This is a genomic window from Grimontia sp. SpTr1, assembly GCF_947387585.1.
Classification (GTDB): domain Bacteria; phylum Pseudomonadota; class Gammaproteobacteria; order Enterobacterales; family Vibrionaceae; genus Enterovibrio; species Enterovibrio indicus.
In genome coordinates this window covers 105645-118590 of the sequence record NZ_CANDOD010000018.1, presented here as the reverse complement: position 1 = coordinate 118590, position 12946 = coordinate 105645, and the positions used below count along the sequence as shown (strand labels likewise).

10 protein-coding genes and 1 tRNA gene are annotated in these 12946 nt (G+C 47.8%); 8 read left to right on the top strand and 3 right to left on the bottom strand.

Translation table 11 applies throughout. The features are described from left to right. Nucleotides 1–76: transfer RNA gene (locus QL223_RS21325), tRNA-Asn, on the bottom strand. Nucleotides 77–225: 149 nt separating this feature from the next. Then, the gene (locus QL223_RS21320) at nucleotides 226–1197 is read right to left on the bottom strand and encodes a Gfo/Idh/MocA family oxidoreductase (RefSeq protein WP_281545915.1); all 972 of its coding nucleotides are present in this window, start codon (nucleotides 1195–1197) and stop codon (nucleotides 226–228) included. Nucleotides 1198–1780: 583 nt separating this feature from the next. On the opposite strand from QL223_RS21320, the gene QL223_RS21315 reads away from it, so the two are divergent. The 8 genes from QL223_RS21315 to QL223_RS21280 all read left to right on the top strand — a co-directional run bounded on the left by QL223_RS21315 (nucleotide 1781) and on the right by QL223_RS21280 (nucleotide 11288). Beyond that, the gene (locus tag QL223_RS21315; protein WP_002540045.1) at nucleotides 1781–2449 is read left to right on the top strand and encodes a hypothetical protein; all 669 of its coding nucleotides are present in this window, start codon (nucleotides 1781–1783) and stop codon (nucleotides 2447–2449) included. A gap of 123 nt (nucleotides 2450–2572) precedes the next feature. Next, nucleotides 2573–3184, top strand: coding sequence for a sel1 repeat family protein (locus QL223_RS21310; RefSeq protein ID WP_002540044.1), 612 nt, complete (start codon nucleotides 2573–2575; stop codon nucleotides 3182–3184). 84 nt (nucleotides 3185–3268) lie between these two features. Next, complete coding sequence (locus QL223_RS21305) at nucleotides 3269–5197, top strand: alkaline phosphatase D family protein (protein WP_281545914.1); 1929 nt, start codon at nucleotides 3269–3271, stop codon at nucleotides 5195–5197. Between the two features lie 71 nt (nucleotides 5198–5268). Continuing rightward, the gene (locus QL223_RS21300) at nucleotides 5269–5532 is read left to right on the top strand and encodes a DUF2960 family protein (RefSeq protein WP_002540041.1); all 264 of its coding nucleotides are present in this window, start codon (nucleotides 5269–5271) and stop codon (nucleotides 5530–5532) included. Nucleotides 5533–5797: 265 nt separating this feature from the next. Continuing rightward, complete coding sequence (locus QL223_RS21295; protein ID WP_002540040.1) at nucleotides 5798–6034, top strand: DUF465 domain-containing protein; 237 nt, start codon at nucleotides 5798–5800, stop codon at nucleotides 6032–6034. A 326-nt stretch (nucleotides 6035–6360) separates the two neighbouring features. Beyond that, entirely contained in the window at nucleotides 6361–8367 is a 2007-nt protein-coding gene (locus QL223_RS21290) for a GGDEF domain-containing protein (protein WP_002540039.1), read from the top strand. A 325-nt stretch (nucleotides 8368–8692) separates the two neighbouring features. Further along, nucleotides 8693–9811 carry a PQQ-dependent sugar dehydrogenase gene (locus QL223_RS21285; protein ID WP_002540038.1) on the top strand — a complete coding sequence of 373 codons (1119 nt, stop codon included), beginning with the start codon at nucleotides 8693–8695 and terminating at the stop codon, nucleotides 9809–9811. A 577-nt stretch (nucleotides 9812–10388) separates the two neighbouring features. After that, a complete protein-coding gene (locus tag QL223_RS21280) occupies nucleotides 10389–11288 on the top strand; it encodes a transporter substrate-binding domain-containing protein (protein WP_002540036.1) in 900 nt (299 codons plus the stop codon). 43 nt (nucleotides 11289–11331) lie between these two features. Here QL223_RS21280 and QL223_RS21275 read toward each other — a convergent pair whose 3' ends face one another. Continuing rightward, entirely contained in the window at nucleotides 11332–12639 is a 1308-nt protein-coding gene (locus tag QL223_RS21275) for a glycoside hydrolase family 18 protein (RefSeq protein ID WP_281545913.1), read from the bottom strand. Between the last annotated feature and the right edge of the window lie 307 nt (nucleotides 12640–12946).

Sequence of the window (12946 nt, the reverse complement as noted above, 5' to 3'; positions counted from 1 at the left end):
TGGCTCCCCCTGCTGGACTTGAACCAGCGACATACGGATTAACAGTCCGCCGTTCTACCGACTGAACTAAGGGGGAAAAGTCTGTGTTCCTGAGAACGAGGTGAATATTAGGGAAACCGCCCAAGGCTTGCAAGCACTAATTTGCGTTTCAGGCCGAATTTAGTCTCAAGTGACTAAATCATGAGCTATTCGCCTTTCAAATCAGCAGATTCCTCACCAATTTCCTTAGCCGTTAAGAATTTCCTCCATCGCCCACGTTGTATTTCTGCCTGCGATTCCTAAGCTGGGATGCTCTTTGTCACCATTCAGGTGCGCAATCAGATTCTCAACATGGAAATACTGCACGGGGTCAGGATTCTCGACATTTACCGACGCTTTCTCTTTTCCATCAAGCTCAAAGTCATCTTCGCCAAATACTGAGCAAATAATCCGCCCTGCACTGCCAATAATCTCAACACGATCTTCGCGGTTTGCCGCGCCAAAATTCCAATAGCCCGAGCCCAGCACACCACTTTCAAAAGCCAGACTTGCCGCTACCGCATCCTCGGCTTCGTAGTAGCCTTGTTGATTGGTTTTGATTCCTTTCGCAACCACAATGTTCCCAAACCACTGCTGGAACAAGTTCAACCCATGGCTGGCTAGATCCACAAAGTAACCACCTCCGGCTTGAGCCGGATTCACGCGCCAGTTGTCTTTGCCCTCTTTGTCATCGCTGTTGGGCGGACGATGATAAGTCCAATGAATATGCCTGACATCACCGATCATTCCCTGCTCTATCCAATTTCTCACCACGTCAAATCTTGGTAGCGAGCGACGATAATAAGCCACGAACAGTTGCACATTCGCTTTCTCAAAAGCCGCGAGCATTTGGTCGCATTCGTCTGTCGTCAGTGCCATCGGTTTTTCAACCACACAAGGTTTGCCAGCACTGGCAGCCATAAGGGCATACTCCAGATGGCTATCAGGCGGTGTGGCAACATATATCGCGTCAACATACTCGTCGGCCACCAATGCAGACGCATCCGTGGTGTAGCGGGCAATCCCATGTCGAGAGGCATAGTCGCTTGCCTGTTCTTCACGTCTTGCCATCACCATTTCCAATGATGAACCTTCTACCTGCCAAAAAGCCGGGCCGCTTTTTCGCTCAGTCACATTGCCACAGCCAATCATTCCCCATCGGATGGTTTTATTACGCATTACTCTTCCCTCTATATCTATTCCTTAAAGATACATGATTCAGTCAGTTGCACGAACTAATAGGAATGAGACAGAGAGCGCGTGAATATACCCAAATAACCTGAAGATGCAGGATTCAGCGAGTTTGACTGGCGTTGTGATCGCGGCGTTCCTTTGCAGGTGTAGCCATCTCCATCAAAAAGGAACAACAAAGAGCACGACGTCAGTCAACTCGCCCGAAGGGAGGCCCTCAATGCGCCCACTTCTTCGTTAAATTCCACGGAAATAGAACCACTATTCCTCGCGAAATTTGCCTTGAATTGAACGCATTGATGACCTCTGAATGCGAGCATCTTCAGGTTGTTTGGGTATATAGGCCTCAAGTTCACGCAAGCTTTTCGTTAGAACAGAAATGAATTCTGCATTAGCAGTATCACGAATAAGACAGCTTGTGACGATTCGATGACGTATAGTCCTGCATCCGAATCCACCTCACACAAAAATGGAACTTTAAGAACGAATCAACAATTCGTTGTGACAAACATCACGGATATCCGGTCACTATAGGGTGGGAAAAGTATTATTGCAGTTTGAGAGGACGCTGATGCCACATCGCAATAAAAATGCAGCCGCCATCTTTAACGCCGTTGCGCACTTTTTATTTCTCGCTGTCTTGGTCTCCTTACCGGTTTTGGTTATCAGGTTAGATATCGACACGCTGAAAACAGGCGCCTCGGAAGGCACGCTGGTCGAGTACATGGAACAATTCCTACTGGCTCTGACCATTCTTAGTTACGCCTACATCGCAAAGCTAAACCCTACTTTTAGGCACTTTGGTGCTTTAGTCGTGGGCTTTTTCCTGTGTTTGCTGATCCGCGAATTGGATATGTTCTTTGACCAGTTGGTTTTCCATGGTTTTTGGGCTTACCCCGCTTCGATCGTCGCTGCCAGTGCCATCCTGTATTCGCTGACAAACAGGGCAGAAACCGCCGAGCAGTTTGCAGCATTCGTGAAACATCGCCACTTCGCTTTGCTGTGTTTAGGGCTGGTATTGCTCTTAGTCTTCTCGAGACTTTTTGGCATGGGCTCGATTTGGCGTGAATTGCTGGATGAAGGCTATGTTCGTGCAGCAAAAAACATTGCAGAAGAAGGCACAGAGCTAATGGCATATGTCGTCATCTTCTACGCTTCTCTGCGTTACGCGTTTGCCATGAAACCCGTGAAAGACGAGTCTGCACACAAAACGAACTCAAATATTTTCTGTAAACACTGATACCCGACTCGCTATTTGGCCGTACAAAGTACGGTCAATTTCACGGCCTTTTCTCAATGATGGGAAAGCGAGTGATATGCCACACCTTTTACACTCTCTCCATCGTTGTAAAAGGAATGAAGTATGAAGTGGTTGCTTCCTGCCATGTTGGTCACTGTCGCCGCTTGCTCTGAAGAGGCAGCACATGCCAACACACAATGTCCGACGCTCGCCAATTATTCTGACGCATTTTTGGATAGTGATTTCTATCGTGGTTGGCAACATTTACAACGTGGCGAGTACCCAACGGAAAACTGTCGGCAAGCCTCTCCCTACTTCCTCAAAGGCGTCAACAACAGTGCGGTTTTTGAGCTTTCCACGCTCTATCTCGATTTTTGCAGTGAAACGCCACAGCAAGACGCTCTTACAAAAAGCAGCATTTATCACAGCGAACGTTTAGCCACTGGCGTCGATTACGACGAGTTCAAATGGGTGCTTGATCTCGCGCTCTGCAATAGCCCCGTAGAGCAGTATGCCTTGGGTCAAATGCTGTTTAATGGCTTCATAACCGACAAAGACGTAGATAAAGGTATCTACTTCCTCAGCCTTGCAGCCCGCCAGGAACACGTTCAGGCGCAATTGGCCCTTTCCACGGCACTGCTGGATATTGGTGAAAGTGAAGTCGCTGCTCAGTGGCTTGCCAAAGCACAAGACAATGGTGCCAGCATACTGTCCGAAAGACGCCCTGCTGATTGAACGCCTAAATTTGCATGACTTTACAACCACACCGCTACAAATCGTCGGTGAGAATGCGTAAAGTTAAGGTAATAAACAATAAAGTTGAGTTACCTCGTGGCGTTACCTGTTTTTCTAGCTGGACCTATTTTACGGCGAACAACCCAAGATGATATTTGCATTTGGGCTATTACGTCTGAGCCTCTCACCGCGGATTTTTTGTTGTTTCAACCGGAACAGGATCACGCGTTTTATCAATCCAGCTTTTCTAGCCAAAAACAGGTGCAACTCGGCGAGCGCTGCTTTGTTGTTATGGCACAGTTCTCGGGTGAATCATCGTTTACCCCTGATATCCCACTACAGTACGACATCGTCGACCAGGGGCATTCTTTGCTGTCCACACTGGATGGTTTTCTCTATCAGAATGAATCCCGCCCCACTTTCGCCGTGCCATCAAAAGCAGAAAACATAGCTCATGGTTCCTGTCGGCACCCGCATCACCGCTGTGAAGACGCGTTAGCGGCACTGGATAAAAGCTATGAAGAAACGCCGGTTGAAAACCGTGCTGATCTGTTAATCATGAGTGGCGACCAAATCTATGCCGATGACGTGAGCGGCCCCCTGATGTCGGCGATTCGCCAGACCATCGACTTGCTTGGCATGAAAGACCAGGCGTTCGAAGGTGCCGATATTCGTTGGTGCAGTGAACTTTCACCGGAAAACACCCCTATTTATAGCCGCACGGAACTGCTTCCATACAGCGATATAAACCACGGCTTGATAAAACGGCTTTTCAAGGTAAAACCCGAACCGGTGTTCAGCTCGCGAACCACCGAAAACCATCTGGTCAGCTTCAACGAGTTTATCGCCATGTATGCTCTGGTATGGTCACCGGCGTTATGGCAGCACATTACACTCGACGACACCGTGCCGACGCTGTCACCAGAGCGCCAACAGCAATGGCGACATGAGCTCAATGAGCTTGGTAAATTCCGAGCTGGGCTGGAACAGGTTCGCCGCCTATTCGCACATATTCCCACGTACATGATTTTCGATGACCACGACGTAACCGACGACTTTAACCTCACAGTTGGCTGGGAACGTGCGGTGAACAACTCTTCTTTTGCCAGAGGCATCATCACCAATGCCATGATGGGATATTTCTTCTGTCAGGGATGGGGGAACGAGCCCAAAGCTTTTACTCAGGATTTCTGGTCGCCGTTACAAGCGTTCCTTGATTCCCCCGATCCAGTGAATCTCGAAGCGATGACAAAGGTTATGCATCACTTCGAGCATTGGCATTACACCATTCCGACGACCCCGAAAGTCGTGGTCATTGATACCCGAACCCGACGCTGGCGTTCAGAATCCAGCTATAACAAACCATCAGGGTTAATGGATTGGGAGTCTTTGATGGACTTCCAACAGGATGTGTTCAACAACGACGCTGTGGTCGTGGTTTCACCCGCGCCAATGTTCGGGGTCAAATTCATCGAGACCATCCAACGCATCGTGACTTTCATGGGTCATCCCCTCGCAACTGACTCCGAGAACTGGATGGCACACCCCGGCTCTGCCAATGCGCTGCTGAATATTTTCAAGCACCCGAAAACGCCCAAGAACTTCGTTATCTTATCTGGTGATGTTCACTATTCGTTCGCCTACGACATCCGAATGCGTTTTCGCAAAAGTAGCCCGCGCATCTGGCAAATCACTTGTAGTGGTTTTAGAAACCAGTTCCCTGAGCCGTTTTTGTCCATTTTCGAATGGTTGGACAGAAAACTGTTCTGGCCAGCCTCACCACTGAATTTTTTCACCCGCAGGAAACGCATGCGTATTGAACGTCGGCGACCAGACAACGGCAGCGCGGGTCTGTTGGTTAACCAAAGTGCAGTGGGTATTGTGAAGCTCAACCCCGATGGCTCGCCGGGTTACATTGGTTTGCTAACGGGGAAAGGAGAACGAATCGCCTTCCATCCTTGCGAGGAAACGGACAACGAAGAAGAGTTTGTCAGTGCCGACCTTTCTCGATAGTGATTAGCTGTGTTGACTTGGGAATGTCAGTAGGGAATACTCCGACCCCTCATTTTTTTAGGATTGCTGATATGTCACGCCAACTTGAATATGTCTATAAAGGCGAAACCAAAGTGATCACCTTCTCTTTCCAGAAGCATCGCTCGCCTCATGAAGCTGCCGCAGAAGCAGAAGGTATCGACCTGACTGACTTTCTGAAAATGGAACTTCAGTTGGAAATGGTTGCGGATGGAAAGGCCGTGAAAAATCACAGAGACAGCTACTTCAACAAGCTGGGATTTGGCAAAATCGTGCTGCTTAAAAAAGAAGCTGAGTCCATCAAGGACAAACGCTGATATCAACGCAATCACAGTAAAAAGGCGCTTAACGCGCCTTTTTTCGTCAATGTGAAATTAACTTTACCCTCAGTGTTCATTTGTTAAGACTCAAAAGCAACTGATGGCCTATCGCTAGAATCACGCCTCTCCAATCCCTATTCTGAAAGAGTGACAAGGCACTTTTTACAGTCACTGTCACACCGCACCAACACGTCCAACGTGGACGTCCCCGGAGATCCTACTGCGATCAAGACTTTCGCAGGAGCCGACTACAGGAGGTAATATGCAAGGTGAAAACCACGCACTCATGTTCGAGTTCCCTGAATACAAAGAAAAAATTCACGATATGAAGATGGCAGACAGTGCCTTTTGTCGTCTTGTGGATGAGTATCACCATCTTGACCACAGAATACGCGGTCTGGAGATGGCAAAAATTCCTACTGATGATGAAAACTTCCGTAACTTGAGGATGCGTCGCGTGCAGCTCAAGGACGAAATCTACCAACAAATCAGACAATAGAAGACAACTCGCCAGCTCGCGTTCGGTGCTCTTCGGCTAACAGATTGCAGGCTTACGAGGGTAATGCATCGCCGCATCTTTGCGGCGGTGCGTTGCGTTGACTGCAGCAAAACTTCACATCCCTGCCTAAGCTTATCTAACGGCCGATAAACAATTTCATACATCCGGCTCAAATTTAATACAAAACCCATACATTGTGTTGGGTAATCTATGTCCGATAACTGATCCCAAGCATTTGTTTTCACTTAAATGTGACAAACTTGGGCCAGAACAAAAAAACAACAATAACTTGACGTTTAGCTATGTCGATCATGGAAGCTTCATTAATGCAAAAAACGCTGAAAAACCTCCTTTTCTTGTTTGTGATTTTTACCGGAACAGCCAATGCTTCTGTTGAAAAGACGCAGTCATTTGAGAAAACGCTTAATGGCGTTCAGTCCATTCTTTATTCCGTTCCTATCAAAGCACGCGCCTTGTTGAGTGAGCTGGAAAAAGTTGAGCTGAAACAAAACCAACCTTTGCCCCTACTGGTGCGCTATTACCTGCAAAAATCGACTGTTGATCTTTTATTGAATGATCCAGAAAGCGCTATCTTAGCGGCAAACACCGGTATTGAACTGGCAAAGAACGACCCGCTGCTTAAAGCCGATTTGTACCTGATGCAATTGCGTTTAGGTCAAGCGAGAATACTCAAAGGCGAAGAAGCGCTGGTTCTCGATCAGTTAGATACGCTTCTGGCAGAATCTCAAACCCTTAACGACCCTTCCGTCACCGCGGAAATTCTGCTGGTTAAAGGTCAGGCTTACAAGGCACAGAACGACTACGACGTCTCGATGGCGGCTTTAATGAGCTCCCTTGAAGCAGCAAAAACCACGCAAGATGCCCTTCTGGTCGAACGTATTGCCTCCAGCTTGGGGGGCATTTTGGTGCAATTAAACGGTTTTGATAAAGCATCACTTCTGCTCGATCAGTCTTACCAGTTCTTCCGTGAGCGCAAAATGTCCTTTAACCAGTTGCTGGTTAAGCTAGACATGGCGGAACTTGCCAAGAAACAAGGCGACAAAAAACAAGCCTTGCTGGAATACAAGCAAGCGCTTCAAATCGCGCAAGTCCTTGGTGACGGCTCTCATCGCTTCCGCATTAACCTTCAAATTGCTGATTTGTTGCTTCAATCCGGCGATACCAAAAGTATGGGTCGCTACATAAAGCAGACTGATGCCTTACGCGACCGTGAGACCATCCGTTACTACATCAGTAAATACAACTACCTGAAAGCCAATGAAAACCTGCTAAATGAAAACTTTCAGGGCGCGATTGACTTAGTGACACCGTTGATCGCCGGTCAAGCTGATTTGACCCGTCTATACCGCACCGAGATCGAGCTGTATCTGGTCGCATCCAAAGCGCACTTCGGTATGGAGGACTACAAAAACGCTTATCTGACCCTGTTGGATTATCAAAACCGCTTCAATAACTTCAGTGCTGATGAGCAAGTCGATAACCTTGAGCGCCAACAGATGCTCTTTAACCTGGAGAAACTCAAAGCGGAGAACCAACATCTTAGCTGGAACAACGTCTTGCAGACCCTTGAGTTGAAAACCAACGAAGACAAGGTGGAATACCTGAATGTATTGGTTGTTGCCGGTGTGATGGCGACAGTACTCGCCACTCTCGCCGCCCTTTGGATCAACAGACGTCGCGCCCGCTGGGGGAAAATTGCCAATACCGACAGCCTGACGGGTCTCTACAACCGACGCTACCTCAGCTCCCAGCTTGATAAGCTAAAAGCGGAAATGGAAAGCAATGGCAATCCCATTAGCTGCCTGCTGTTGGATGTCGACCACTTTAAGAAGGTCAATGATACTTACGGACACCCGGTTGGTGACAAGGTACTGACTGGCATTGCTGAACTGTTCAAAAATAATCTTCGACGTAATGACGTTTGCTCGAGGGTGGGCGGTGAAGAATTCATGCTTCTGCTCCCAAATAGCCAACTTGACCAAGCACAGTTGATCGCAGAAGATTTGCGCACACGTATCAGTGAGTTAGCTTTCCTGACTGAGCAAGGTGACGAGTTTAACGTGACCGCCAGCTTTGGCGTATCATCTGTCGAGCCCGGGCAATCACTGTCAGACATATACAGCGATGTCGATAAACTCCTGTACCTCGCCAAACAAAATGGTCGTAACCGCGTTGAAAGCAGTGGTCTGGACAATACGGAAAGAGACGCAACGCAATCGGTGCAGTCTTCTCCTTCAATGTCGGACAAATTCTCCCGCCTTGGCCGGGGAATGCGTCGCCTGAAATTCCGCTTTGCGCAACACTTCTCGTGACCCTTTCGACATGAGGTAAGATTGAGGGGTGACGGATGACATACCCAAACAACCTGAAGATGCTCGCATTCAGAGGTCATCAATGCGTTCAATTCGAGGCAAATTTTACGAGGAATAGTCGTTCTATTTCCGTGGAATTTAACGATGAAGTGGGCGCATTGATGACCTCCCTTCGGGCGAGTTGACTGACGTCGTGCTCTTTGTTGTTCCTTTTTGATGGAGTTGACTACACCTACAAAGGAACGCCGCGATCACAACGCCAGTCAAACTCGCTGAATCCTGCATCTTCAGGTTATTTGGGTATAATAATCGAACGGAGCCCCTCATGAACACCACTCACCTGATTGCCGCACTCTTTGTATCAGCTTGCCTCCCCTTTGCAGCAACAGCCGAGAGCATTACTTCAGAAAAACACAGCTTTACTGTCGAGCGGGTAGCACAAGGGCTAAACCACCCATGGTCATTGGTATTTCTGCCAAATGGTGACATGTTAGTCAGCGAGCGAAACGGTGGCCTTAAACGGGTAACGCGTGAAGGTGTGGTCTCGGATATCCAAGGCCTACCGGAGAAGCTCGTTTATCGCGGTCAGGGGGGATTATTGGGACTGACCCTGTCGCCGGATTTTGAAACCTCAAACCGCCTTTTCATTGCCTATGCCGAAGAAGGAGAGTTTAGAAAATCCGGCACCGCGGTATCTTCCGCGATACTTGATGGGAACACGCTGAAAAATATCACTCCTATCTTCTCCCAGTCTCCCAAACTGGCTGGTGGCAGACACTATGGCGGCCGGTTACTGGCCACCGATGAGCACCTCTATATCGCATTAGGGGACCGAGGTAACCGAGACAAAGCCCAGCAAAATGACTCTCATATCGGTACGTTAGTCCGGCTAAATCTTGATGGCTCACTACCTTCAGACAACCCCTTTGTTGGTCAGGGTGGCAGCTTGCCAGAAATCTATTCCTATGGTCACCGCAACATCCAGGGCATGACGCTGGATAACGATGGGAAAACCCTTTGGACGCACGAACATGGTCCGCAAGGTGGCGACGAACTGAACCCTATATCAAAAGGCAATAACTACGGGTGGCCTACTATTACTTATGGCGTAAATTATGGAACAGGAAGTCAAATTGGTACCGGTACCGCGCAGGATGGGATGGAGCAGCCTGTCCATTATTGGGTGCCCTCCATTGCACCTTCTGGCATGGAAATAATTTCCGGCAAGAAGTTCCAACAATGGCAAGGAGATATCCTACTCGGTTCGCTGAAATTCGGCCTGCTCGTTCGTCTGGATATGGATAACGGCAAGGTGATTGGCGAAGAAAGATTGTTGGATGGTCACTATGGCCGCATCAGAGATGTGGTGGAATCTCCTGATGGCGATATCTACTTGCTGACAGACTCATCCAATGGAGAGGTCTTAAAATTGTCACCCTTGTAGTTGGCAATAATTTTTATTATTACAGCAAGTTAGAACTGAAAGTGTAAAGAAAACCTTACAAGCATAAAATTGATTTTCTGCTGAGAAATAAGCGTATTTTTGGAAAAGACTCTCCAAGAAATTAATGCAACTCACTAAGTTGCATTGTTAAAGTGATGCGCAGCCCAGCATTTAACAAACCTGTCGGAAGGGTTGGACACAGGGTGATCGGCAGGACTATAGTCAGCGCATACAAACAAAAACAAAGATATCTTTGCTTGCTGAAAAGACAAAACCCCGCTTTGCGGGGTTTTGTCTTTTATATACCCAAACAACCTGAAGATGCAGGATTCAGTGAGCTTGACTGGCGTTGTGATCGCGGCGTTCCTTTGTAGGTGTAGTCGTCTACATCAAAAAGGAATAACAAAGAGCACGGCGTCAGTCAACTCGCCGAAAGGGAGGGCCTCAATGCGCCCACTTCTTCGTTAAATCCCACGGAAATAGAACCACCATTCCTCGTAAAATTTGCCTCGAATTGAACATATTGATGACCTCTGAATGCGAGCATCTTCAGGTCATTTTGGTATACGTTTAAGAAATGAAAGCTCGCGGTATCCCACCGATTTCAAATGATTTTCCGCTCAGCGTATATACTTATCTCATGAGTAAGAATAAGGCCTTTGAGACGGACATGCGCAAACTTTTAACCGCACTATTTTTGACAGCCGTTACCATGATTACAACAGAAGTGGCCGCGCAAAATTCTGATACCAATCATTTTACGATTGGCGTTCAGGACTTCGAAGATTACTCGCCTTACTCCCGCTATCAGCAACAGAATTATCAGGGTTTTAACCGAGAACTTTTTGATGCTTTTGCCCGCGAATATAACTACTACTTTGACTATCAGGCGTTACCCCTGAAAAGGCTTTATTCTGCATTTCTACGTGGTGACGTCGATTTGAAGTACCCAGATAATCCTAACTGGAGCGCTTCATTGAAAGAGGGACACGACATCCTCTACAGCGATCCCGTTGTTTCTTTTGTCGATGGTGTCGTCACACTGGACCAAGCTCAAGAGAATACGACTGGAACGCTGACGCGCTTAGGCCTGATTTCCGGCTTCACGCCATGGCCTTTTATCGAAAAGGTGAAAGCCAAAGAGATCACCTTATTTGAAGTCAAGGAAATGGAATCTTTGATAAGGTTGTTGGCTTCAAACCGTATAGATGGCATCTACACCAATGTGGCGGCACTCAACATCAAACTGAAAGACTTAGGGGAGCAGGCGCCACCGATGAAGCTCAACAAGCATCATCCTTATCTGAGTGGTACCCGTCACCTTTCAAGCATCAAACGGCCTGATATCGTTATTCAATTCAATCTTTTCCTAGAATCACACCAAGAACTGATAGCTCAACTCAAGGCTCAACACGGTATCCAAGAGGCGGAAGAAATACTTGGATCTGATGACCTTAATAAATCGCCAAAAAAATAGACCCGGCTTAATGCCGGGTCTAACAGCAAAGCTCTTACCTAAGTTATTTCTTTGCTGTCTTGCTTTGCAGTACTTGATGCATAACTGACGTTAGCTCGTTGTCTGGGTCACCAGAAAGCTCCCAAGTGAAGACACCAGCCAAACCTTGCTGCTTCGCCCACTCTGCTTTCGCTTTTACCGAACGTGCATCTTCAAAAGAAATAAAGACTTTCTTCTCAGGGTTCCAAAGGTAAGGTGCATGCGAGGCTTCATCATAGCCATACTGGTAGCCTTCAGACTTGGTGTAATTCTGTTTCAAATCCCAGTACATGAAGTAACCTGGTTCACCCGTACCAAAACTCGCACCTTTTTCTGATGCTAAATCAGAAGTCGGCAGGCTACCGTCAAATTGAGAGCCCTCCCAGCCACGACCATAGAATGCCGCACCCAGAACCAGCTTTTCTTTTGGAATGCCCAACTCGATCATTTGATTGATAAAGACATCGGCGCCCATTCCCCACCAGCTACGATCAGTGGCATGCAGGTTTGTCAGGTGGCCTGTTTGCGGCCCCCAGCCCCCCAGGAAGTCATACGTCATCGCAAACATATTGGTCAGTTTAGGTGCCGCAGACTCCCAATCGATTTGTGCCGCTTTCGGGCCGACACCCACAGCGGTAGACAGTTCGTATTCACGACCCGTTTCCGCCGTTAACGTATCCAGCTCATCACGAAGCAAGGTCACCAGCGTGGTAAAAGCATCACGTTCCAGCGCTTTCACATCATCAGACAGTTTTGTATCAGGGTTCCAAGGAGAGGTTGTCAAACCGCCGCCACCTGGGTACTCCCAGTCAAGATCGATGCCGTCGAAAAAGTCATATTCGGCAATGAGAGCCACAGCCGATTTAGCAAATTGTTTGATGGCCGCTTCGTCTTTTGCCATTTCATGGAAGGGTTCTGACATGGTCCACCCACCAAAAGAAGGCAAGATTTTCAGATCAGGATGAGTCTTTTTCAGTTCAGCAAGCTGGGCAAAATGTCCTTTGTATGGCACATCGACAGACACATCACCAAAGTCCACTTCCATTGCTGCTTCTTGATCAACGACGATCGCGGAAAACGGAGCCTTACCTTCACAGGCCTTAGCCACTTGTTGCTGAACAAGTTCTGATGCGCCATTGTGAGGGCCACACATGCTCAGAAAAGCGTAAATAATGTGGGTCAACTGGTCGGCAGGAATATCTTTAACCGTGTAAGGATTATCTGCATTGGCGTACTGCCAGTCTGCAAAATAGCCACCCACAACGTGATTTTCCGCAAGCGCTGGTGTTGCCAAACAGGCACTGAGCGCTGCACCTGCTAAGATCTTTTTCATACCATCTCCTTGTAAGGCACGTTCAAAATACCGAAGCTCTTCAGTCACTTGATGGCGTCGGCATAAGTGGCTAATTATTAGTCGAACTGGCCTTTCAAAACTGATGTATGCGTACCGAACAGGGCGTTCATAACAGTTAGGTTACAAAGTTTGCGAGTGTCTTGTTTTTTGGCGATAAAACGGGTCTTACGGTCTACATAAACTTGCACCACAGCGCACAGTTTTTCAAACGCTTAAATCAAGGTGTGAGCCGCATTCAGCCTAAACAGATTCCGTTTTGGAGGCTGAGAGAGTATGCTGCCGCTAG

What these genes read in the sequence shown, in the direction of transcription:
- QL223_RS21320 (WP_281545915.1), bottom strand. Translation starts at nt 1,197, where the DNA reads ATGCGTAATAAAACCATCCGATGGGGAATGATTGGCTGTGGCAATGTG.
- QL223_RS21315 (WP_002540045.1), top strand. Translation starts at nt 1,781, where the DNA reads ATGCCACATCGCAATAAAAATGCAGCCGCCATCTTTAACGCCGTTGCG.
- QL223_RS21310 (WP_002540044.1), top strand. Translation starts at nt 2,573, where the DNA reads ATGAAGTGGTTGCTTCCTGCCATGTTGGTCACTGTCGCCGCTTGCTCT.
- QL223_RS21300 (WP_002540041.1), top strand. Translation starts at nt 5,269, where the DNA reads ATGTCACGCCAACTTGAATATGTCTATAAAGGCGAAACCAAAGTGATC.
- QL223_RS21295 (WP_002540040.1), top strand. Translation starts at nt 5,798, where the DNA reads ATGCAAGGTGAAAACCACGCACTCATGTTCGAGTTCCCTGAATACAAA.
- QL223_RS21290 (WP_002540039.1), top strand. Translation starts at nt 6,361, where the DNA reads ATGCAAAAAACGCTGAAAAACCTCCTTTTCTTGTTTGTGATTTTTACC.
- QL223_RS21285 (WP_002540038.1), top strand. Translation starts at nt 8,693, where the DNA reads ATGAACACCACTCACCTGATTGCCGCACTCTTTGTATCAGCTTGCCTC.
- QL223_RS21280 (WP_002540036.1), top strand. Translation starts at nt 10,389, where the DNA reads ATGAAAGCTCGCGGTATCCCACCGATTTCAAATGATTTTCCGCTCAGC.
- QL223_RS21275 (WP_281545913.1), bottom strand. Translation starts at nt 12,639, where the DNA reads ATGAAAAAGATCTTAGCAGGTGCAGCGCTCAGTGCCTGTTTGGCAACA.